Below are 21,619 nucleotides of genomic sequence, written 5' to 3' on the forward strand. Positions count from 1 at the left end.
AATTTTATTTGTTGTTTCTGTTTAAAACTTTGTATTCTTCATAACATGCACTAATAGCATCTAAGATTTGGAGGTCATTTGCTGATTTTATAAAATCATCTGAATAATTACAATAGCGTAAGATATCATCGATTTCGTTGGTGTTAACCTGTAATAATGCAGCTAATGTTTCCCTGTCAAATTTGGATGAAAGTAAGCTCCTTATTTCATCATTTTCTTGCATTTTTCTAAGTTTTCTCATTTGCTTAGGTTTTTTTCCAAACAATTTATGGAGAAAATCTGCAGGATTAAACAGGGCTCCTAGTGCACTGGTAATTCCAGTGGTACTACTTTTACCTCCTTCATAACCTATATTAAGACCTGAAATACTGTATCGCGGAGCATTACTGATTGGAATGTTTTTTGAATCAATTTCCAGATAACCCGTTAATTGGAAGGGTCGAACCACTACATCTTCTAAGGCATAAGCCATTTCTGTAAGACTTACCTTGGTGTTTTGGAATTTAAGCATGTCGTTAGTAACTCGAACAGAGAAAGATTTGTAACCAATAAACGAAAAGTATAATGTATCATTAACTTTAGCAGAAATTTCAAAAGCTCCTTCTTCATTGGTGATGGTTCCCAGAACTTGATTAAGGTTTAAAACATGCACATTGTCCATGGGTAATTCAGTTTGTGCGTTTACGACAATACCTTTAACTGTGTCATCAGTTGCTTTTTCCTGGGCAAAAGAAAATAACGTGAACAATAAAGTAAGTGTAAAAAGAAACTGTTTTTTCATGCATTTATTTTTCGATCCTCCTTTGTTTCCAGAGGGTTGTATTTCAGGTTACTAGGTTTTTGTTCTGTCAAATCTATTAACTATAGCAATGCTGATAAGGTGTATAATAAATTTGTACTAGGCCTTAAAAGTAGTAAACAAAACGAAAAAATGCGCCTAGAAGCGCATTTTTAATTTAACATTAACGACTGGAATTATTTCCTGCGTTTACGTTTAAAAGAGTTTTTAGAGTCTCCTTTTTTATTTTTAAACTTATCTTTTCGTTTTTTTCTGTCTTTTGTGTTTTTGGAAACCTCAACATTAATGAAACGACCATCCAGTTTAAACTGTGAAAACATGTCTAAAATGGCCTCACTATGCTCAGATCCGGTATTGAAAAATGAAAAGCTATCTTTAACATCAACCTTGTAGATATCGTCTTTTCCTAATTCCATTACATCACGAATGAAATCTTTTAGAGACCTCCAGTCATATCCATCCTTTTCTCCGATATTGATAAAGTAACGAACATCACCATTGGCGGGTATTTCGCGTTTATTACTCATCTCAACATTCAGGTCTTTAGCGCGTTTGTAGTATTCGAAAAAGCGCGTAAACTCAACAGAAACTAATTTTTTTATTAGCTCTTCACGATCTAAACCTTCTAAAACGTCGTAAATGGCAGGCAAGTAATTGTTTACTTCCTGGTTTATTTCGGTGTTTTTTATCTTACTGGCCAGATGGTATAATTGAATTTCACAAACTTCTTCTGCATTTGGAATCTTTTTGTCATCAAATGGTTTTTTTATGATGCGTTCAATTGCTTTGATTTTACGCAATTCACTTTTTGTAACAATAACCATTGAAGTACCAGATTTACCCGCTCTACCGGTTCTACCACTTCTGTGAGTGTAAGTTTCTATTTCGTCTGGTAATTGGTAATTAATTACGTGAGTTACATCATCAACATCAATTCCTCTTGCAGCCACATCAGTTGCAACTAGCATCTGAATTTGGCGTGTTCTAAAAGTCTTCATCACGATGTCACGTTGATTTTGACTTAAATCTCCATGTAACGCTGCAGCACTATAGCCATCTTCTATTAGCTTTTCTGCAACACTTTGCGTATCTCTTTTCGTTCTACAGAATACTACTGAGAATATATCTGGATTTGCATCGGCAAGGCGTTTTAATGCCAAATAGCGCTCACGACCATTCACTACATAATATTCGTGTTGTACATTTTGAGCTCCGGAGTTTTTGTTACCCACGGTAATCTCAAAAGGTTTAGACATGAATTTTTTAGCAATCTGATGCACTTCTTTCGGCATAGTGGCCGAAAATAACCAGGTTGATTTTTCTCTAGGGGTATGAGACAATATAGATTTTATATCTTCATAAAATCCCATGTTGAGCATTTCATCAGCTTCATCAAGGACACAATATTCAATTTTGGTAATATCTACCAATGAACGGTTGATCATGTCTTGCATACGACCTGGGGTCGCAACGATAACCTGAGCTCCTCTTTTTACCTTTTTGGCCTGATCTGTAATGCTTGCACCTCCATAGATGGCGACTACATTAAGATCTTTAACATATTTAGAGTAATTTTTTAATTCGCTGGCAATTTGCAAGCATAGTTCTCTCGTAGGAGAGAGTATTAAACCTTGTGTGGTTTTGTCTTTGGCGTTAATCTTTTGAATAAGTGGAAACCCAAAGGCGGCAGTTTTACCGGTACCGGTTTGCGCCAGGGCAACCATATCGGTTTTTTGTGAGAGTAGAACCGGAATAGCTTTTTCCTGTACTTCTGAAGGCGTTTCAAATCCCATATCATTTATGGCGTTCAATAACGTTTCATCCAGTCCTAGTAATTCAAATTGATTCATAAATATCTTCTAAAATTGGCCGCAAAGGTAGTGATTAATGTGTAATGAATTGATTAATAATGAATTATTTATGTTTTATTGTTGAGTAAGCTCTTTATTTCAGATAATCAATGAGTTGGTGCATAGCTTTAGCACGATGGCTAATTTTGTTTTTGACAGATAATGGTAATTCTGCAAATGTTTTGTCGTAGCCTTCCGGAACGAATATCGGGTCGTAGCCAAATCCTTTATTTCCTCGCTCTTCATTACTAATAGCCCCGCTAGCTATTCCTACGAAAAGAATTTTTTCCCGTTGGATATTCACTGCAATTGCAGTTTTAAATCTAGCCTCTCTGTCGTTCTCATCTTTCAATGCTTCCAATAATTTGGTAATATTAGCTTTAGAATCTTTGTCAGGGCCAGCATACCTCGCTGATAGTACTCCTGGTTCATCATTTAAGGCTTTCACCTCTAAACCTGTATCGTCTGCAAAACAATTAACATTGTATTTCTCAGATACATAATTAGCTTTTTGAATGGCATTGCCTTCAATAGTATCTGAAGTTTCCGGAATTTCTTCAGTACAACCTATATCGTCCAAGCTCAAAAGCTCTATGCTTTTCGGTAATAAAGCTTTCACCTCTAATAGTTTATTTTGATTGTGTGTAGCAAATACTAATTTCATGAAGGTAATTATATGATTATATTAATTTGTAAGCTTTTTTATTTAACTTGGATCTTAAGTTTTAGATCGGTATAAATGCAAAAGTATAGATTATTAGCGTCTTTGATTCTTTTTACAGCCATAGTTTCGGGACAAAACATCGAAAAGAAAGAATTGAATAATGATGAAGAGGAAATAATTACTGAAAAGGGTTTAGATTTTAAATTGATGCCTTTTTTGAGTTATAATAGAAATTTAGAATTTATGTTTGGAGGTATTCCGATGGTTATGTATCGCATAGACAAGGAGGATGAGGTTTCTCCGAAATCAATTTCCGGGGTTTCTGCGGTTTATACGACTAATCAATCTTATTTTATAGCATTATTTAATAAGTTCTATTTTAAGGAGGATAAATGGAGAGCCACATTTTTTATGGTTACCGGGGATCATAATTCACAGTTTTTTGTTGATGATTTGGATAATTCCGGTTTCTATGATTATGGTACAAAAACTACAATTGTAAGCGGTGGCCTTCAACGTCAAATTATTTCTCATATTTTCGGAGGATTAACCTATACTTACTCTCATTATGACACTGTTTATGAAGATGATTTAAATCCCCCGAGTGTTACTAGTACCCATGGACTTGAATTGAATTTTTTAGCCGATACGCGAGATGCTGTTTATTATCCTAAATCCGGAAATAAAATAAAATTAAGATGGATTTCTTATCCCGAGTGGTTTTCAAATGATTTTAGTTCCAATAAGATAAGATCAGAATTCAATAAATATATATCCGTTCGAAAGGAAAAGGATGTAATTGCAGCCAGATTTGCAGGTCAATTTGGTTTGGGAGATGTTGTGTTTGAGCAACAAGTAACCATTGGTGGGAAGGATATTCGGGGGTATTCAGAAGGCAAATATCGCGGAGATGGATTATTAGCTTTACAAGGGGAATATCGGTATAATTTTAATGATAAAATGGGATTGGTTGGTTTTGCAGGATTGGCGACAATATATGGGTCAGACACTGCGAGTTTTAACTGGAATATGTATCCAGGAATAGGAGCTGGATATCGATATACCGCCTTCAAGGATGTAAAGTTTAATATTGGTTTAGATGCAGCTTTTGGAAAAGATGACTGGGGAGTGTATTTTAGAATCGGAGAGGCTTTTTAATAAGTACGTTTAAAATAATATTTCTAGCGATGATGATAGGGCTCATTTCTTAAAATGGTGAATGCTCTATAGATTTGCTCAATGAAAAATAGTCGAACCATTTGGTGAGAAAATGTCATTTTGGATAATGAAATCTTACCTTGTGATTTTTGATACACTTCCTGTGAAAAACCATAAGGACCACCGATTACAAATACTAGTTGTTTGATACCCGAATTCATTTTCTTTTGTAGATACTCGGCAAAATGTTCGGAAGAAAAGTTTTTCCCTTGTTCATCAAGAAGAATGAGTTGGTCTGTAGATTGTATCTTTTTTAATATCATTTGTCCTTCTTTTTCTTTTTGTTGACTTTCAGAGAGGTTTTTAGCATTCTTTATGTCAGGGATTATCTCGAGGTTGAATTTAACATAAAACCCTAACCTTTTTTGGTAGTCATTTATAAGTTCCTGTAAATGACTGTTGTCAGTTTTTCCGATTGCAATTAGCTTAATATTCATACCAGCAAAAATACTACTTTAAAGCATTATGTGTTCAATTTTAGTAAACCTAAGCTATTAGACTATTGCTTTTTTAATAAATTAGCCAAAAGAATTTTTTATGATATCCAAGGAGCAATTTCAGAAAGAGCTAGCGTTAATAATCGAAAATTCCCTCAGAGAAGATATAGGGGATGGAGATCATAGTTCATTGGCATGTATTCCTCAAACGGCCTCTGGAAGGGCTAAATTACTTGTTAAAGATAAAGGCATTATAGCAGGAGTAGATTTTGCCAAAATGGTGTTTGAAGAGGTGGACAAGAGCCTTAAAGTGGAAATCTTGATTCCGGATGGAAGTATTGTTGAAAACGGAGATATTGTGTTGTATGTTTCCGGTTCTTCTCAAAGTATTTTAAAGGCAGAACGTCTTGTTCTTAATGCCATGCAACGAATGAGTGCTATTGCTACTAAAACAAATAAATATGTGAAACTGTTAGAAGGAACAGGAGCTCATATTTTAGATACCAGAAAAACCACTCCAGGAATCAGGGCGCTAGAAAAATGGGCTGTTAAAATTGGTGGTGGTGAAAATCATCGATTTGCCTTGTATGATATGATTATGTTAAAAGATAATCATATTGATTTTGCCGGGGGAATTACTAAGGCAATTACAAAAACTCAGGATTATTTAAAATCCAAACATAAAGACCTGAAGATTATAGTTGAAGCAAGAAATCTTAATGAAGTTCAGGAGATTCTGAAATCTAAAGGAATACATAGAATTTTATTAGATAACTTTAGTTACGAAGACACCAGAAAAGCAGTTAAATTAATTGGAAACCGGTGTCAGACAGAGTCTTCGGGAGGAATAAATGAAAGTACGCTAAGGAAATATGCCGAATGTGGAGTTGATTATATTTCTTCAGGAGCCTTAACGCATTCTGTGTATAATATGGACTTGAGCCTAAAAGCTGTGTAGCATGTCTACCGAAATAGAAGAAAAACTAGCAAAAATACCTGTAATCAACATTATCGTTGATCTCCTTAAGAAAATAAAACTTCCAGGTTTTGAAGGCCTGTCTTTGTATGATTTGCTTGAGATGTATCTTATTGGAATTGTAAAGGGGGCTCTTACCTATAGAGCTAGTGCTATTTCATTTAGTTTCTTCATGGCTATATTCCCTTTTTTATTGTTTGTGTTAAATTTAATACCCTATGTAGATGATTTTACCGGTGTATCAAAATTTGTTGAAACAACAGAAATGGTTAACGGTGTCAGAGGGCAGGGTGTTGTTTCAAGTTTTGAAAATGATTTTAAAGAATTTATTAAAAGTTTACTCCCAGAGCAAACGGTTGGTTTTTTTGGTCAAATAATAGATGATATATTTAATAAAAAAGGAGGGGGCTTATTGTCTTCAGTGTTCTTTTTGTCTATTTTCTTAATGGCTAATGGGATCAATGCTATTTTTGGAGGTTTTGAAACTTCATATCATGTAAGGATAACCAGAAATGTGATCAAGCAGTATTTTGTTTCTGTAGCGGTTGCCCTTATGTTAGCTCTTATGTTGTTGTTTGGTGTAGCAGCTTTTGTTTATTTTGAGGTTTATGTCGATAAATATATTCAAGAGGAGGGTTTGGTAGATGCTCAAAGAGCAGTTTCTTTTGGAAGGTTTATTTTCTTTACAATAATTGTTTATGTTTCCTCTGCATTACTTTATTATTTCGGAACTGCCGAGGGGAAGCAATCTAAGTTTTTCTCACCTGGGGCTTTGTTGACGACTATATTGATTATAGTTACAACTTATTTATTCGGGGTTTATATAGATAATTTTTCTAAATATAATGAGCTATACGGTGTTATCGGAGCCTTATTAATATTAATGCTTTATATTTGGTTAAATTCAAATGTTTTATTGTTAGGATTTGAGTTGAATGCTACCTTGCGTAGTTTGAAAAGAAGATTAAACTAATAAGAGCATGTACATGAAAAAAATAGTTGTATTAAGTGTTTTATTGTTAGCGGGCATAGCTATAAATGCCCAAACTAAAGTGGGAGATGCTACTTTGCCAAATCGTATTTCAATTAACAATAATGATTTAGAGCTTAATGGCGCAGGAATAAGGGAAAAATTTTGGATTGATTTGTATGCAGGGGCATTGTATCTGACTTCTAAATCTGGGAATGAATCACAAATAATTTCCTCTGAGCAACCGATGTGTATAAAGTTGCATATTGTTTCGGGTTTAGTAACTCAAGAAAAAATGATTGATGCTGTTACGGAAGGATTTGAAAATTCCACTACGGGATTTGCTACCAGTGAGCAAATTAAAAAATTCATTAGCTTTTTTAATGAAGAGATTGTAAGAGACAACGTATTTGATATTTATGCGGCTGATGGGGTGGTTACCACCTACAAAAATGGAAAACTGTTGGGAACCGTAGATGGACAGGAATTTAAGGAAGCTTTGTTTGGGATTTGGTTGAGTGATAAGCCAGCAGATAAGAAATTAAAAAAGGCAATGCTTCATTAAATTAGAAAAATGAATCGATAATAGAAACCACCTTAATGAGGTGGTTTTTTTAATTGAAAAGCTATATTTGCTATATGCGTTATTATATCGATGTAATACTTCCTATTCCAATAGAAAAGCTTTTTACTTATGAAGTTTCAGAGAATGAAGCTGATTATTTGAAGCAAGGAATGCGCGTAGCTGTTCCTTTTGGTAAAAAAAAGATATATACAGCGTTGGTTTTTAGGATTCATAATGAACCTCCTTCGTTATATGAAGCAAAGCCAATAGATCAATTACTTGATGAGGCTCCGATAGTTTCACCAACGCAACTAGAGCATTGGTTGTGGATAGCTGATTATTATATGTGTACTATTGGAGATGTTTTCAAGGCTGCAGTGCCTTCTGCGTTTTTATTAGAAAGTGAAACCATAATTACGAAAAATGATAAATTTTCTTTGCCTGAAACAGCATTGAAAGATGATGAGTGGCTGGTATATGAAGCACTTCAGCATCAGCCTGTTTTGAAGGTACAGGAAGTAAGTCAAATCATTGATCGAAAGAATGTTTTTCCTGTATTAAATCGCCTACTGGATAAGCAGGTGCTTAACCTTAAAGAGGAGGTTTATGAGCAGTACAAGCCTAAATTAGTTAGGTATATACGTTTAGCTCCTCCATATACTTCCGAAGACCGGTTACAAGCGCTATTAAATGAATTAAATCGCGCTCCAAAACAAAAAGAAGTGGTATTAAATTTGTTTACTCTGGAGGCAGCAACCAGAAAACCGATTAAAGTTAAGGAGTTAGAGGAAAAGGCGAAAGTTTCTTCAGGTGTTGTAAAAACGCTCATCGATAAAGAGGTGTTACAGGAATATCATTTACAGGTAGACAGGGTTCAGTATGCTGGTCATGAAATAAAAGCATCCAAAGTTCTTAATGAATTTCAAATGGAGGCTTTAAAGCAAATAGATGAAAATTATAAAAAGCATCAAGTTACATTATTACATGGTGTTACTTCATCAGGAAAAACAGAAGTCTATGTGAAGTTGATAGAAAGAATGATAGCCCAGGGAAAACAAGTTTTGTATCTGCTTCCTGAAATCGCTTTGACTACTCAGTTAATACATCGATTACAAGATTACTTTGGCAACAAAGTAAGCGTATATCATTCTAAGTATTCTGTGAATGAAAGAGTAGAGGTGTGGAATCATATAATGGAGAATAATACAAAGGCCCAAATTGTTTTGGGTGCACGTTCTTCTGTCCTATTGCCTTTTACCAATCTAGGTTTGGTAATCGTGGATGAGGAACATGAAACCTCTTTCAAACAATTTGATCCGGCTCCAAGATATCATGCTCGAGATGCTGCAATTGTTTTAGCGATGATGCATAAGGCCAGAGTCTTACTGGGTTCAGCTACGCCAAGTGTTGAAAGCTATTACAATGCAAAACTGGGTAAATATGGATTCGTTGAATTGAACAGAAGATTTGGTAATGTTTTGATGCCGGAGATGGAGCTTGTGGATATAAAGGAGAAGCACAAGAAAAAGCGGATGAATGGACATTTTTCAGATCGTCTTATAAAAGAGATAGAGGAAGTGTTGAGTGAAGGAGAACAAGTGATACTTTTTCAGAATAGGAGGGGGTTTGCTCCGATTATAGAATGTGAAACTTGTGGACATTCTGCTCAATGTCCTAATTGTGATGTAAGTCTGACATATCATCGCTATAAAAAACAATTACGTTGTCATTATTGTGGATATCATATAGCCGAGCAAAAGAGTTGTCTGTCTTGTGGAAGTTCAGAACTTAATACCAAAGGATTTGGTACTGAGCAGGTAGAGGTCGAGTTAAAGTCTTTGTTTCCGAAAGCCAACATTGCACGAATGGATTCCGATACTACCAAAGGAAAGTATGGGTATGAGAAAATTATAACAGCATTTGAGCAACATGAGATTGATATTTTAGTAGGAACTCAGATGCTTACCAAGGGTTTAGACTTTAGGAATGTAACTTTGGTAGGTATAATGAATGCGGATAACTTATTAAACCATCCTGATTTTCGTGCTCATGAGCGAAGTTTTCAACTTATTCAGCAAGTAGCAGGTAGGGCAGGTCGAACCAGGAAAAGGGGTAAGGTTATTGTTCAGACGTATAATCCTTATCATCAAATTTTGCAACAGGCTTCGATGCATAAGTTTTTAGATATGTTTACTGATCAGATAAATGAACGTAAGCAATATAAATATCCACCTTTTTACAGGCTTATTAAACTAACGTTTAAGAATAGAGATTATCAGAAATTACATGAAGGTACGAATTGGTTTAGTACTTCTTTAAAGAATAGTTTTGGTTCTAATGTTCTGGGGCCCGAACAACCTCCCGTAGGTAGAATTAGGAACGAGTATCTCCTGAACGTTTTGGTAAAGATACCTCCAAAGCGTTCAATTAAAGAAGTAAAGACAACAATTCGGAAAATAAAGAAAAGCTTTGAAGCGATTCCACAGTATAAAGCGATTAGGATTATACTGAATGTCGATAACTACTAACTATTCAAAGCTTCCGAAAGCTCTTGTTTTTTGTTTCTACTTAGAGGTATTTGTTTACCATTTACTTCTACAATCTTGCTATTAAACTTTTCTACCTTCTCCAGGTTAACGATGTAAGACTTATGAATGCGTAAAAAACGATCACTAGGTAATTGTTTTTCAAATGCCTTCATAGTGGAAAGGATCACAATATTCGCATCTTCGGTAACTAACTTAATGTAGTCTCCTAAGGCTTCAACCCAATGAATTTCGTTTAGAAAAACTTTGCGTTTTTTCAGATTACTTTTAACAAAGATATGTTCATCATCTTCGTTATTGACATCTTTCGCTTTAAATTTTTCGTGTGCTCTTTTAACTGATGCATTGAACCTGTCTAAGGTGATAGGTTTATGCAAATAGTCCGTAACATCATAATCGAATGCTTTCAATGCGTACTCCGCTTTTCCGGTAACTAAAATTACCTGCGGAGGAGAGTTCAGTGATTCTAACAAATCAAAACCATTAACAATAGGCATTTCTATATCTAAAAAGATAAGATCAACGTCCTCATTCTTCAGTCCTGTTTTTGCTTCAATGGCGTTACCATATTCAGCAACCAAATGAAGTAGAGGATGATTCTTTACCAATTTAGCGACAGCAGCCCTTTGCATGGTAGAATCGTCTACAATTATACAATTCATTCTCATAACTGAGATTTGGTTAAGTTGTTGGTTTTCAGTAAGCAATTTTAGTGAAAAAATACTATTTCCACAAGGTTTAAATATAAAATAGGGACTTTTACCCTTTTTGGGTATATTTAAGTGGTAAATATTTTGTTGGTGCCCAATTATATACTATTTTTGCACCCTTGAAATTTAATGTTAAATATAATAAACTTATGAATCATTACGAAACTGTTTTCATTTTAAATCCCGTTTTATCTGAGACTCAGATAAAGGAAACAGTTAAGAAGTTCGAAGATTTCTTAATTTCTAAGGGGGCAAAAATGGTATCTAAAGAAGATTGGGGGCTTAAGAAGTTAGCTTATCCAATCCAAAACAAGAAAAGTGGTTTTTACCATTTATTTGAGTTTACTGCTCCAGGTGAGGCAATCGAACCTTTTGAATTAGAATTCAGAAGAGATGAGCGTATTATGCGTTTCTTAACTGTGAAGTTAGACAAGCATGCAATTGCTTGGGCAGAAAAAAGAAGAAATAAACTTAATGCTAAAGCTTAGAGATTATGTCAAGTATTGAACAACAAGCTAAAGGAAAAAAAGATGGAGAAATCAGGTATTTAACTCCATTAAACATTGAAACTACAAAGACAAAGAAATACTGTCGTTTTAAAAAGTCTGGAATTAAATATATCGATTATAAAGATCCTGACTTTTTATTAAAATTTGTAAACGAGCAAGGTAAATTATTACCAAGAAGAATTACCGGAACGTCATTAAAGTACCAAAGAAAAGTGGCTACTGCTGTTAAAAGAGCACGTCATTTAGCTTTAATGCCATACGTAACCGATTTATTAAAATAAAAAGGAGAAGAGCATTATGGAACTTATATTAAAGAAAGACGTAGAAAACTTAGGTTTTAAAGATGATGTAGTTACCGTAAAAAACGGTTACGGACGTAATTATTTAATTCCTCAGGGGTTTGCTGTAATCGCTACTTCTTCAGCGAAGAAAGTATTAGCAGAAAACCTTAAGCAGAGAGCATTCAAAGAGAAGAAAATCGTTGAAGATGCTCAGAAGGTAGCTGAAGGAGTTAAAGCTCTTGAGATTAAAATATCTGCTAAAGCAGGTACAGGTAATAAACTTTTTGGTTCTGTTACTAACGCTGATCTTGCAGAAGCTATTAATAAAGAAGGTTTTGAATTAGATAAGAAATTTGTAAGCATTGTTGGAGGTAATGTTAAAGTTGCTGGTCCTTATAATGCTACTATCAGATTTCACAGAGAGGTTATTATCGACTTCCCATTTGAAGTTGTTGCTGAAACTGTAAAAGCTGACAAGAAGTAATCTTATCTTCATATCATATAATTAAAGCCGTCTAATTTCTAGACGGCTTTTTTTTTAGCCAATTCTTTCGGCTAAAACACCTTTAGCCACTTTCTTCTGTTATTTTATTTTTTTTTAAGGCTTAAATAATTTTACACTTATTATTTCTCGTAGGTTACCTGATATTTTTATTGCTTCCATTTTAACTTTTTGAAGTTTTAATGGTAAATAAAAATGGTTATACTATTCATTACAGTAAGTGTAGTTTAAGGATGTTGTGATGATAATATAAGGATGGCATAGGGATAATATGGGGATAACATGGGGATAACATGGGGATAACTTAGGGTTTTTGTAGGGGGGTACTTACCTTTGAGCTTGGCTAATTGTTTGAATGATCTACAGGATATCTAATTGATTTTAAGATTTTGTTTGGATGTTTTTTTAGTTTGGTTTGCTGAAGGAATTCAGAATATTTGAATTCTTCGTTTTCTATTTTAGAAGGAATTAGTGGACTTAGTCGCTGCTTTAAATGATGATTTTAGGGTGCTTTTGTTTTCATAACGCCCCTGCCTACGTCATTAATAAGATTTACTAAAATAAAAGAGGTTGCCTATTTAGGCAACCTCTTTTATTTTTAAGAGAGATAACAATTACTTCGAAAATCAATCTCAATATTTTTTTGAAACTCTATACCTCACGGGTATATTAATTGGGTCGTTTATTCTAAGTAATTATTTAGTTATTTTGTCTACCACAATTCTTTCTTCTCTGTTCGCCAACTCCCAGGCTGTATGAAATACTAATTTGGCTCTGTTAGCTAACAGGTCATAATTGATTTTATCGGGTGTATCGCTAGGGCGGTGGTAATCATCATGAGTTCCATTGAAATAAAAAATTACAGGAACATTGTTTTTAGCAAAGTTGTAATGATCACTTCTGTAATAAAATCGATTAGGATCATTTTCATCATTGTATTTGTAATCTAATTCAATTTTACAATACTTTTCGTTGGTAGCTTCTGAAATCTCGTGAAGTTCAGAACTTAATTTATCAGCTCCAATTAAATAAATATAGTTTCTGTCTCCTTCTCTTTTAGGGTCAATACGTCCAATCATATCAATATTAAGGTCGGCTACTGTTTGCTCTAACGGGAAGATTGGATGCTCTGCATAGTAGGCAGACCCAAACAATCCTTTTTCCTCACCTGTTACATGTAAAAACACAATGGAGCGCTTTGGTGTAAATCCATCCATTTCCGCTTTTTTAAAGGCTTCAGCAATTTCTAACATAGCAACAGATCCGCTACCATCATCATCAGCACCATTATTTATTTCACCATCACCAGAAATACCTATATGATCTAGGTGTGAAGATATCACAATATATTCATTAGGTTTTTCACTTCCCTTAATTACGCTCACCACATTTTCAGTGTCTACATCTTTAATTGAGGCATTGTAGTCTAAAGTGATGTTAACATTTAAGTCCTTAACTTGGTTGTTTGTGCTAATATCTGAGATTAGTGATTCTGCGAGGCTTTTATCTATAATAATTCCAACAGGTTCTTGCTCTTCAGATTTAAAGCTCATACTACCAGAATGGTTGGATTTTGTATAATAATCATATCTGCGTTTCACTCGAGAAAAGTAAGAATCATCATAATATAAGATACCAACTGCTCCTTTGCTCTTTGCTATTTCAAATCTATTAGCTAAACTTTCTCTCCAGTTAGACCAGTCTGTTGGCTTGTTTGAATTGCTTAGCGTGTAAGTGCCATCAGAATTTTTAGGTTCACCAGATTTAATCAGTACGAATTTACCAGATACATCCATGTTTTTGTAGTCGGAATATGTATCGGTTTCAATACCATATCCTGCATAAATAATATCGTAGTCACCTGAGATTGGGTTAGAAAATGTAATTAGGTGTTCTCCAATTGCATAATTCGTATTATTAATTAGGATATTTCCTTTTGGGGCACCTGCAACCTGTAGTGGAACTTTTTGGAAATAATCACCATTCGCTTGGGCTGCGGGAATTCCCATCATCTGATATTGTTTTCGCAAGTATTCAACGGCTTTCTTTTGCCCTGGTTCACCGGTTTCTCTACCTTCAAATTCATCAGAGGCATAAGTGTATAAATGCGTTTTCAATTCTTCTTCCGAGATAGAAGATGCAAAGGTTACAGAAGGGTCAGTAAGATCACTCTTAGCTGTAGAAACATTTTCGTTTATTCCTTTTTGCGCCGTATTGCAAGAGAGGGCTAATGCAATGGCCAGATATAAAATTTTTTTCATGGATTTACTTTTCTCAAATATATATAAATAGGTAATATATATGAGTTTGCACGTCTAATTATTTTAATCAATCACTGGTTTAACCTTTAATAAGTTAGGTGGTTATATTTGTTTGTAATCATTTTCTTAATTTTGGTTTCAAAATTTTTTAGTGCCCTTAGGAATGAACCGACTATATAGCCTTACTTATTCTGTAATTACATTTGTGGTTGTAGTAATGTTTTTATCTTGTAAAAATGATGTAGAAATAAGAACTTCTATTGAAAATGAATTGGCAAAGATTGATTCAGCATCGTATGTAGATCCTCAATATACCATTTTTCGAATTGATAGTTTAATTACAAACACTTCTAATATTAACGATGCAGAAATGGCAATGGCATGGTTTTATAAAGGAGAAGATTATTATTTGAATGATCAATTTTTTGATGCTATTCAGGTTCATAAAAAAACTTATGACCTTTTTAATAAGTTGGGAGATCCATATAATAAGGGCAGGTGTTTAATTACACTGAGTGCAGCACATATTCATTTAAAAGATTATGAGATCGCTCAGGAATATGCTCTTGAAGCGTTACATATAGCACAGTTGATTCAGAATCATCGGATAGAGGCTAAAGCCTATAATCAGTTATTTCATTTGCATTTTTTATTGAAAGATTATAAAAAGGCTCTAACTTATATTCATAAAAGTGATTCGCTTTTTAAGGACTCGAAAGACACCACATCAATTATAGCTATCAAATCTAACATAGCCAGTGCTCATTTACAACTCAAATCATATAACAAGGCTTTAAAAAATTATTCTGAAGCTCTAACCTTAAGTCAACATTCTAATGATACTCCAACATTGGTAAGGTTGTTAAATAATATTGGATATGCTTATATAGAGGCTCAGGATTACGATAGTGCCGAAAAGTTTTTGAGAGGTGCCATAACAGTCAATAAAAATATAAACGCCATTAACGCAGCTCCTTTTAAAGGTTTAGGAAATCTTTTTTTGATCAGGAATCAAACAGACTCTGCAAAGATTAACTATCAAAAAGCATTAAAAATATTTGATCTTAAAAAGAATCATAAAGAAATTATAGCCGTCTCCGACAAGTTAATTTCCATATCAATTATGCTGGGTGATTATCACGAGGCTTTAGAAGAGCAGATGAGACGTGATAGCATTCAAAAGTTGGTTAATAATATTGAAAAAGATCAGCTATTATCTTTTGCCAACGTTAAGTATGAGGTCAAGGAACAGGAGTCGCAATTGATTCATCAGAGGGAAATTAATGAAACTAATCGTTTATTATTCAGTAGTGCGATTATATCCTTGATTTTATTATTGATTGCCCTGGGATTTTTCTTTTACAATTTGAAGTTGCGATCTGCTCATAAGGCTTCTGAGCTTGAGCAACGCTTATTACGAGCGCAGATGAATCCTCATTTTATCTTTAACACACTTGCAGCCATTCAAAATATTACTTTGGAGGGGAATTCGATACGCTCGTCGAATCATATCGCAAAATTTTCAAAACTCATCAGACAAAACTTTGATTATGTAAGAAAGGAAAAGATTTCTTTGGATAAAGAAATGGCCATGATAACCAACTATATTGAAACACAACAACTTCGTTTTAATGAGAAATTTGATTATCAGATCAAGGTAGATGCTAATATCCAAAAGTCTGCAATATTGGTTCCTCCAATGTTATTACAGCCATTTGTAGAGAATGCCATTGAGTATGGTTTGAAACATAAGCAGGGAAAGGGGTTTTTAAAAGTATTTATTTCTAAGGATAATAAGCATTTAATATTTACGGTGGAAGATAATGGGGTTGGTCGTTCGATTGTAGCCAGACAGCTTAAAGTAAGTGAAGGTTTACATGCAACAGATATTTTTAAAGAGCGATTAAAGCGACGGGGTAAGGGCGAGGAAAAAACATTTAAAATTGAAGATCTCTATAGTCCCGATGGGTCTCCAATGGGAACCAGAGTTACATTTAAACTTCAAGTTTTATGATTAAAGCGGTAATTGTAGAAGATGAATTCAACGCTATGAATTCTTTGGAAAAGTTAATTAAATATACTCAAAAGGAAATTAGCGTAGTTGCTAAGATTGATAATGTAAGTGAGGCCATAGAGCAATTGCCAGTGATTAAACCATCTTTAGTGTTTTTAGATATTGAGTTATTGGGAGGAAGTGCTTTTGACATTTTAGATGCCATTGATACTACAGATTTTAAAATAATTTTTACAACGGCTTATGATGAATTTGCTATTAAGGCGATTAAGTTTGATACAGTAGATTATTTGTTGAAACCAATTGATGCGGATGAGCTTTCTGAATGTTTGAAGCGTTTCAGAGAGGTTTATAATAAAGAAAAAAAATATAAAGAAGCGGTAGAGAAAATAAGCGAGATTGATAGGAAACAGCAACAAAGCACCTTGCTTTTAAAAACCACTGACCAGCAATTCCTTCTTAAAATTGATGATATTATTCGTTGTCAGTCTGATGGTAGTTACACCATATTTTACACTGATGAACATAAAATCATGTGCTCCAGAAATTTAAAGTATTATGAAGGATTATTAAGTGCACATGCTTTTATCAGAGTCCATCAGTCACATTTAATAAACAGTAGGTATATTGAATCTGTTAGTAACAGCAGTTCCTTACGATTAAAAGATGGTACTGAAATTCCGATTGCCACCCGAAAACGCGCCTTACTTAAGCAGTTTTTAGCGGAACAATAATGCAAATATAAAATCAACGTGATCGCTTTTAAAACCATTTTTGCGAGCAGTTGTAACCTCGGTAGTTTTGGGTTGAATATTTAGAAAACTCAAAAGTAAATAGTTATGGGGTTAAAGAAAAAAAGGTTTACAAAAGCATTTCTAGAGGAGGCATACCCGGAATTAAAAAGACAAATTGATACTGCAGCCGGATTTGATGTAGAAATTTTAATAGAATGGGATTCGTTATTTAATGAGCAATTTATGCATTTATATAACGACACTTATCCTAAAATATATTTTCAACCTTTAATCCAGGCATTCAAGTCTATTTCTTCTGATGATCTGGGAAAAAAAGCATTGCAAGAATCCCTTCAAAAAGTGATTATCGATAATCGGCATGATCATCACAACCCTAATTCGGCATTCAGACTTAAGGATGGTGTACTCACCGTAGATCATAGTCCTGTTTTGAATGCCGATAAGGTAGAGGAACGCGTTGAAGTTCTCGTTGAATTGTTGGAAAATAATCTTTAACAGGAGATACCCCTCTAATCATTATATCATTTTATTTAACTGCTATTCTTATGATTTATAGAAAAATACAAATAACGGTATTCCTGCTGTGTGCTGTACTGTTCTCTTGTGGTATTTCCAATGAACAGGCCAAGCAAGGTTTGGTAAAGTTCCTTCAGGAAAATCATCAGGGCAAATATCAAATTAAGACTTTTAAAAAGCAGGTGAAAGAGATTTCATTGGAACCTGATATGTTCTGGGTAGAGTTGGAGTTGAAGGAAAATTCTAATGTGATAATTAGCTTTCAATGGGATGCGAATCGAAAAGCCCTTTACTTGCCTAAAGGTAAGCATGAAGTAGCATCGATAGATAGTATAGCAAGGAAGAAATTATCACGAGAAAGGATGGTTAGCGATCTAAAAAAGTCCTTAGGAAGTAATGCGCTTAATATAAGTATCGACAGATCTTATATAAACCTTCGTCTTGATAGGGAACCAGAAATAGATTTCATAGACAGCTTATCAATTCAAATTAAAAATGTTTTAGAGCAATATCCTCAAGAATGGAATACCGAGGCAAGAGTCAATATTAGTACTTCTAAAAATGAGACTGGTTTTTTACAGTTAATAGTAAAACCAAAGCATTATGACGATTCTAATCTAAAAGAACAATTTAAGCCCAATGCTGTTCTGGTGAATGCTTTTGGTTCTGAAAAGGCTACCGATGTCACCCAAAAAATTTTTAAGACACTAGAAAAAAGAACACGTTCCAGACAAATGTTAAAAATGTGGATTAATCAACAAAATCTGAATGATTTATATGTAGCAGTGGAGGTAGAAAAGCAAAATCCCAGGGCGCCTAAAAACCTACCTACCTCTTATGGGGTTTATCTGGCCAAATGGAATGCGAAAGATTTTAAAGTGGATAAGCTTCGTTTTTTTAATTATGCATCTATTTCAAAGCGTGGAATAGTTCAGTTTTTGGAAGGAAGGCTTCCTGAGGCATATCAAATAAGAACCTACACGAATTAAGTTTTTTAAATTATGAAAACGACTGCCGTTTTAGGAGGAATATAAATAGTGGTAGCTCTCAGGTCTATTTAATCGACAATATTTAAAACCTAAACAACAATAAATTAACCTTAAAACTTTAAATAGTATGAACATGACTTACCAGGCAGAAACCATAGAGGCCTTACAGGTAGAACACCAGGAAGCTTTAGCCAGGGCTCAGCAAGAAATGATGCAGCGTGTATCTGATGCTCAAGTTTCCGGAGATACTTCTCAAATTCAAACCGCAAGTATTAGATTTCAGGAGGTTACTACAGACCTTGCTTCCGCATATAATTTACGAATGGAGGAGATTCATGCCTTAAATGAAGCAAACCTAAACAACGATGAAGTTGCAGTTAATGTTGTTTATGGCAATAAGCGAAGTGACATAGATTTGGATATGCTTGTTTACGATGGTGATCGTGATTATGTTTTGGAATTCGATGATGATCAACATGTGCAAAAAGTATTAAACCTGATTAAAGCGAATAACCCTGTTTTTAAATCACGTCGTCATCTTTTAAAATCAAGCTTAAGACTGACTCCTACCTTAGCACCGGTTCTTCATGAAATAGGTCAACATTGTATTGAGATATTAAAGTTAAAAGCCACTATTGAGTTTTTCGTATATCAAAGTGATCAGTTTAATGCCTCCTGTTATCCACCGGATGATGATAAGCTCTATATTATTTTAAGTTCAGGAATCTTAGAACGCTTTGAAAAGGAAGAATTAGCCTTTGTTATAGGTCATGAGATTGGACATGTACTGTTTGAACATTTTAAATATCCAGTAAAATATATTCTTGACGAGGGGAGAAATGATTTAGCTCCAATTCATGCTATGAAGCTTTATGCGTGGAATAGGAATGCGGAAATAAGTGCAGACAGAGCGGGACTTTTGTGTTGTCAGGAATTTGAGGCTGCAGGCAGGACATTTTTTAAATTATCATCTGGAGTAACCACCGATTCATTAGCGTTCCAATTAAATGAATATATCCAGCAATTTGTTGATTTAGAAAAAGTTTTAAACGATTCAGATCACGATCCGTCAGATTGGTATACAACCCATCCTTTTAGTCCGTTAAGGATAAAAGCTTTAGAGCTTTTTAATAAAAGTGAGACCTATAAATTGTTTAAGCCGGAGGTTGTCGGTGAAATTACAGAAGAAGAAATGGAAGCTGAAATTAAGCGTATAATGTCGCTTATGGAGCCTGAAGATTTAGAAAATGCCTCCGAACATTCAGTAAAAATTCAACGCTTTATGTTTTTGGGAGGGTATATGATCTCAAAAGCTGATGGAACCGTTGATGATTCGGAGATTCATGCCTTAAGTAGTATTGTGATTTCAGAAGTATTTGCTGAGTGTATGTTAACAATAAAAAGTTTGTCTGATGAAGAGATTATTGTTGAATTGCAGGAATTGGCTAAAGATTTAGATGTTGCGTTGCCAGTTATGCAAAAGTTGAATGTTTTAAGAGATTTGTCTATTATTAGTTATGCTGATGGAGAAATAGATGACTCAGAGGTGGGAGTTCTATATAATCTGGCTCGCATACTCTACATCAATACTGAATTTATAGATAGAATATTAAGTGATGCCCAAAAGGTAGATTAATAATATTTTGGTTGGGGGTGAAGTCCGTTCTTTCAGTTATTTCTGAAGGGCGGACTTTTTAGATTTTAAAAACCTATTAATTTAGTAAAACCCAATTTTTTAATGGCGACTCTCAGGAGAATTAACCTTTAAATAAAAACGACTTAACATTTAATTATGGGTTATTTATTTCATTGCAGAAGAATTTAAAGTGAAGGTAAAGCCTTTCTTAAGAAGGTTTTTTTGAATGAATAACATATTAAAATTTTAGAATGAAAAAGATTGTTTTTGGATGTGTTGGGTTGTTGTTAATGGCATGCTCGGATGATGATAATGATTGTGGATGTAAAGATTACAAAACCAGTGTAGGCTATTATAAATTAAACGAATGTACCGTAAACTCCTATGAAACGGGATGGAATGATTTTGTTACTAAAAAAGAAATGGAGTTAAAGCAAAAAGAGCAAGGTTGTGAATAACAATAGTAGAAATGCTCTTAGTGCTTTTTACCTTTAAAACGTTTTGGTCGCATTTTAGCTCCTACGTTTTTGGAAGCCTCTTCCGTTTTGGAAGATGCTTTCAAAAGCAGGTTAATTTCGTTCATTTCACCCTGAGTTAAAGGTCGCCAGCTTCCTGTTTTTAAGTTTCCGAGTGGGACATTCATAATGCGAATACGCTTGAGTTTTTTAACCTCATAACCAAGGTATTCACACATGCGTCTAATCTGTCGATTGAGTCCTTGAACCAGAATGATTTTAAAAGTTCGTTCATTAATTTTCGAAACTTTACATTTTTTAGTGACGGTTCCCAAAATAGGAATACCGTTACTCATTTTTTTAATAAATTCCTCCGTTATGGGTTTATCCACTCTAACCAGGTATTCTTTCTCATGGTTGTTGCCTGCTCTCAGTATTTTGTTCACAATATCACCATCATTGGTTAGGAAGATTAGTCCTTCTGATGGCTTGTCTAATCGGCCAATAGGGAAGAGCCGTTCAGAATGGTTGATATAATCTACAATATTATTTTTTTCTTTTTTATCGGTGGTGCAAACAATGCCAATGGGTTTGTTGAAGGCAATATATAAAGCTTTTGGTTTAGCCTTAATGGGTTTACCATCTACTTTTACGATATCACCCTCAAATACGCGATTCCCTAACTGGGTCGGTTCATTATTAATGGTAACCCTGCCATTTTCTATGAGCTTATCGGCCTCTCTTCTAGAACAGATACCTGTACTACTGATGAATTTGTTGAGGTTAATGGATTCTTTATTTGAAGTGTTCACGGTAGATAGAGAATTTAGTGGCAGTAAAATTATTGATTTATATGATGAAACACTAATTTTTCATTTTTTTGATAGCCATTATAGTATTTCTTTGTAATTTAAAGGTTCCTTAATTTTTCGAGGGAAAAATCAGCCATGATTTATTATATAAAAG

The 21,619-nt window shown here is 34.2% G+C and carries 21 protein-coding genes; 14 read left to right on the top strand and 7 right to left on the bottom strand.

Annotation, left to right across the window (positions count from 1 at the left end; genetic code table 11):
• Nucleotides 1-4: 4 nt before the first annotated feature.
• The 3 genes from BM361_RS03535 to BM361_RS03545 form a co-directional block, all read right to left on the bottom strand.
• Nucleotides 5-781 carry a carboxypeptidase-like regulatory domain-containing protein gene (locus BM361_RS03535; RefSeq protein WP_074976948.1) on the bottom strand — a complete coding sequence of 259 codons (777 nt, stop codon included), beginning with the start codon at nucleotides 779-781 and terminating at the stop codon, nucleotides 5-7.
• Nucleotides 782-975: 194 nt separating this feature from the next.
• Nucleotides 976-2,649: a DEAD/DEAH box helicase gene (locus tag BM361_RS03540; protein ID WP_038264695.1), complete on the bottom strand. Its 1,674-nt coding sequence runs from the start codon at nucleotides 2,647-2,649 to the stop codon at nucleotides 976-978.
• Nucleotides 2,650-2,743: 94 nt separating this feature from the next.
• Nucleotides 2,744-3,313, bottom strand: a complete 570-nt coding sequence (locus BM361_RS03545) for a non-canonical purine NTP diphosphatase (RefSeq protein ID WP_074976950.1) — start codon at nucleotides 3,311-3,313, stop codon at nucleotides 2,744-2,746.
• A 75-nt stretch (nucleotides 3,314-3,388) separates the two neighbouring features.
• Between BM361_RS03545 and BM361_RS03550 the strand changes: the two genes are divergently transcribed.
• Nucleotides 3,389-4,471 (top strand): BamA/TamA family outer membrane protein, encoded by a 1,083-nt coding sequence (locus tag BM361_RS03550; protein ID WP_074976951.1) that lies wholly within the window; start codon nucleotides 3,389-3,391, stop codon nucleotides 4,469-4,471.
• Nucleotides 4,472-4,494: 23 nt separating this feature from the next.
• Here the strand turns inward: BM361_RS03550 and rlmH are convergent, their stop codons facing one another.
• Nucleotides 4,495-4,968 (bottom strand): 23S rRNA (pseudouridine(1915)-N(3))-methyltransferase RlmH, encoded by a 474-nt coding sequence (rlmH, locus tag BM361_RS03555; protein ID WP_074976953.1) that lies wholly within the window; start codon nucleotides 4,966-4,968, stop codon nucleotides 4,495-4,497.
• Between the two features lie 100 nt (nucleotides 4,969-5,068).
• Here rlmH and nadC point away from each other — a divergent pair, with 100 nt between their 5' ends.
• From nadC to priA, 4 genes are all read left to right on the top strand, one after another.
• Nucleotides 5,069-5,926 carry a carboxylating nicotinate-nucleotide diphosphorylase gene (nadC, locus tag BM361_RS03560; protein ID WP_038264684.1) on the top strand — a complete coding sequence of 286 codons (858 nt, stop codon included), beginning with the start codon at nucleotides 5,069-5,071 and terminating at the stop codon, nucleotides 5,924-5,926.
• 1 nt (nucleotide 5,927) lies between these two features.
• Entirely contained in the window at nucleotides 5,928-6,917 is a 990-nt protein-coding gene (locus BM361_RS03565; protein WP_038264680.1) for a YihY/virulence factor BrkB family protein, read from the top strand.
• A gap of 13 nt (nucleotides 6,918-6,930) precedes the next feature.
• Nucleotides 6,931-7,479 (top strand): chalcone isomerase family protein, encoded by a 549-nt coding sequence (locus BM361_RS03570; RefSeq protein ID WP_038264677.1) that lies wholly within the window; start codon nucleotides 6,931-6,933, stop codon nucleotides 7,477-7,479.
• 74 nt (nucleotides 7,480-7,553) lie between these two features.
• Nucleotides 7,554-10,007 (top strand): replication restart helicase PriA, encoded by a 2,454-nt coding sequence (gene priA / locus BM361_RS03575; protein WP_074976955.1) that lies wholly within the window; start codon nucleotides 7,554-7,556, stop codon nucleotides 10,005-10,007.
• Here priA and BM361_RS03580 read toward each other — a convergent pair.
• Nucleotides 10,004-10,693 carry a LytR/AlgR family response regulator transcription factor gene (locus BM361_RS03580; RefSeq protein WP_038265496.1) on the bottom strand — a complete coding sequence of 230 codons (690 nt, stop codon included), beginning with the start codon at nucleotides 10,691-10,693 and terminating at the stop codon, nucleotides 10,004-10,006. The genes priA and BM361_RS03580 overlap by 4 nt on opposite strands.
• A 191-nt stretch (nucleotides 10,694-10,884) precedes the next feature.
• Between BM361_RS03580 and rpsF the strand changes: the two genes are divergently transcribed.
• Genes rpsF through rplI form a run of 3 tightly spaced genes read left to right on the top strand, consistent with a single transcriptional unit; the run spans nucleotide 10,885 to nucleotide 12,009 of the window.
• Nucleotides 10,885-11,223 carry a 30S ribosomal protein S6 gene (rpsF, locus tag BM361_RS03585; RefSeq protein WP_038265493.1) on the top strand — a complete coding sequence of 113 codons (339 nt, stop codon included), beginning with the start codon at nucleotides 10,885-10,887 and terminating at the stop codon, nucleotides 11,221-11,223.
• Nucleotides 11,224-11,225: 2 nt separating this feature from the next.
• Nucleotides 11,226-11,525: a 30S ribosomal protein S18 gene (gene rpsR / locus BM361_RS03590; protein ID WP_175496547.1), complete on the top strand. Its 300-nt coding sequence runs from the start codon at nucleotides 11,226-11,228 to the stop codon at nucleotides 11,523-11,525.
• A gap of 16 nt (nucleotides 11,526-11,541) precedes the next feature.
• Nucleotides 11,542-12,009, top strand: coding sequence for a 50S ribosomal protein L9 (rplI, locus tag BM361_RS03595; RefSeq protein ID WP_038264668.1), 468 nt, complete (start codon nucleotides 11,542-11,544; stop codon nucleotides 12,007-12,009).
• A gap of 713 nt (nucleotides 12,010-12,722) precedes the next feature.
• Here the strand turns inward: rplI and BM361_RS03600 are convergent.
• A complete protein-coding gene (locus BM361_RS03600) occupies nucleotides 12,723-14,288 on the bottom strand; it encodes a M28 family peptidase (RefSeq protein WP_038264666.1) in 1,566 nt (521 codons plus the stop codon).
• Between the two features lie 163 nt (nucleotides 14,289-14,451).
• Here BM361_RS03600 and BM361_RS03605 point away from each other — a divergent pair, with 163 nt between their 5' ends.
• From BM361_RS03605 to BM361_RS03630, 6 genes are all read left to right on the top strand, one after another.
• Nucleotides 14,452-16,302: a tetratricopeptide repeat-containing sensor histidine kinase gene (locus tag BM361_RS03605; protein WP_074976956.1), complete on the top strand. Its 1,851-nt coding sequence runs from the start codon at nucleotides 14,452-14,454 to the stop codon at nucleotides 16,300-16,302.
• Nucleotides 16,299-17,036, top strand: a complete 738-nt coding sequence (locus BM361_RS03610) for a LytR/AlgR family response regulator transcription factor (protein ID WP_074976959.1) — start codon at nucleotides 16,299-16,301, stop codon at nucleotides 17,034-17,036. Before BM361_RS03605 ends, BM361_RS03610 begins: the two co-directional genes overlap by 4 nt.
• Nucleotides 17,037-17,141: 105 nt before the next feature.
• Nucleotides 17,142-17,552, top strand: a complete 411-nt coding sequence (locus BM361_RS03615) for a hypothetical protein (protein WP_074976961.1) — start codon at nucleotides 17,142-17,144, stop codon at nucleotides 17,550-17,552.
• A 50-nt stretch (nucleotides 17,553-17,602) separates the two neighbouring features.
• Nucleotides 17,603-18,562: a hypothetical protein gene (locus tag BM361_RS03620; RefSeq protein ID WP_074976963.1), complete on the top strand. Its 960-nt coding sequence runs from the start codon at nucleotides 17,603-17,605 to the stop codon at nucleotides 18,560-18,562.
• Nucleotides 18,563-18,689: 127 nt separating this feature from the next.
• Nucleotides 18,690-20,198: a M48 family metallopeptidase gene (locus BM361_RS03625; protein WP_254785729.1), complete on the top strand. Its 1,509-nt coding sequence runs from the start codon at nucleotides 18,690-18,692 to the stop codon at nucleotides 20,196-20,198.
• A 251-nt stretch (nucleotides 20,199-20,449) separates the two neighbouring features.
• Complete coding sequence (locus tag BM361_RS03630) at nucleotides 20,450-20,656, top strand: hypothetical protein (RefSeq protein ID WP_074976968.1); 207 nt, start codon at nucleotides 20,450-20,452, stop codon at nucleotides 20,654-20,656.
• Between the two features lie 17 nt (nucleotides 20,657-20,673).
• On the opposite strand, the gene rluF is transcribed toward BM361_RS03630, so the two are convergent.
• Nucleotides 20,674-21,465: a 23S rRNA pseudouridine(2604) synthase RluF gene (rluF, locus tag BM361_RS03635; RefSeq protein WP_074976969.1), complete on the bottom strand. Its 792-nt coding sequence runs from the start codon at nucleotides 21,463-21,465 to the stop codon at nucleotides 20,674-20,676.
• Nucleotides 21,466-21,619 lie beyond the last annotated feature (154 nt).

Source organism: Zhouia amylolytica (assembly GCF_900116365.1).
Classification (GTDB): Bacteria; Bacteroidota; Bacteroidia; order Flavobacteriales; family Flavobacteriaceae; genus Zhouia; species Zhouia amylolytica.

What these genes read in the sequence shown, in the direction of transcription:
- BM361_RS03535 (WP_074976948.1), bottom strand. Translation starts at nt 781, where the DNA reads ATGAAAAAACAGTTTCTTTTTACACTTACTTTATTGTTCACGTTATTT.
- BM361_RS03540 (WP_038264695.1), bottom strand. Translation starts at nt 2,649, where the DNA reads ATGAATCAATTTGAATTACTAGGACTGGATGAAACGTTATTGAACGCC.
- BM361_RS03545 (WP_074976950.1), bottom strand. Translation starts at nt 3,313, where the DNA reads ATGAAATTAGTATTTGCTACACACAATCAAAATAAACTATTAGAGGTG.
- BM361_RS03550 (WP_074976951.1), top strand. Translation starts at nt 3,389, where the DNA reads ATGCAAAAGTATAGATTATTAGCGTCTTTGATTCTTTTTACAGCCATA.
- rlmH (WP_074976953.1), bottom strand. Translation starts at nt 4,968, where the DNA reads ATGAATATTAAGCTAATTGCAATCGGAAAAACTGACAACAGTCATTTA.
- nadC (WP_038264684.1), top strand. Translation starts at nt 5,069, where the DNA reads ATGATATCCAAGGAGCAATTTCAGAAAGAGCTAGCGTTAATAATCGAA.
- BM361_RS03565 (WP_038264680.1), top strand. Translation starts at nt 5,928, where the DNA reads ATGTCTACCGAAATAGAAGAAAAACTAGCAAAAATACCTGTAATCAAC.
- BM361_RS03570 (WP_038264677.1), top strand. Translation starts at nt 6,931, where the DNA reads ATGAAAAAAATAGTTGTATTAAGTGTTTTATTGTTAGCGGGCATAGCT.
- priA (WP_074976955.1), top strand. Translation starts at nt 7,554, where the DNA reads ATGCGTTATTATATCGATGTAATACTTCCTATTCCAATAGAAAAGCTT.
- BM361_RS03580 (WP_038265496.1), bottom strand. Translation starts at nt 10,693, where the DNA reads ATGAGAATGAATTGTATAATTGTAGACGATTCTACCATGCAAAGGGCT.
- rpsF (WP_038265493.1), top strand. Translation starts at nt 10,885, where the DNA reads ATGAATCATTACGAAACTGTTTTCATTTTAAATCCCGTTTTATCTGAG.
- rplI (WP_038264668.1), top strand. Translation starts at nt 11,542, where the DNA reads ATGGAACTTATATTAAAGAAAGACGTAGAAAACTTAGGTTTTAAAGAT.
- BM361_RS03600 (WP_038264666.1), bottom strand. Translation starts at nt 14,288, where the DNA reads ATGAAAAAAATTTTATATCTGGCCATTGCATTAGCCCTCTCTTGCAAT.
- BM361_RS03605 (WP_074976956.1), top strand. Translation starts at nt 14,452, where the DNA reads ATGAACCGACTATATAGCCTTACTTATTCTGTAATTACATTTGTGGTT.
- BM361_RS03610 (WP_074976959.1), top strand. Translation starts at nt 16,299, where the DNA reads ATGATTAAAGCGGTAATTGTAGAAGATGAATTCAACGCTATGAATTCT.
- BM361_RS03615 (WP_074976961.1), top strand. Translation starts at nt 17,142, where the DNA reads ATGGGGTTAAAGAAAAAAAGGTTTACAAAAGCATTTCTAGAGGAGGCA.
- BM361_RS03620 (WP_074976963.1), top strand. Translation starts at nt 17,603, where the DNA reads ATGATTTATAGAAAAATACAAATAACGGTATTCCTGCTGTGTGCTGTA.
- BM361_RS03625 (WP_254785729.1), top strand. Translation starts at nt 18,690, where the DNA reads ATGAACATGACTTACCAGGCAGAAACCATAGAGGCCTTACAGGTAGAA.
- BM361_RS03630 (WP_074976968.1), top strand. Translation starts at nt 20,450, where the DNA reads ATGAAAAAGATTGTTTTTGGATGTGTTGGGTTGTTGTTAATGGCATGC.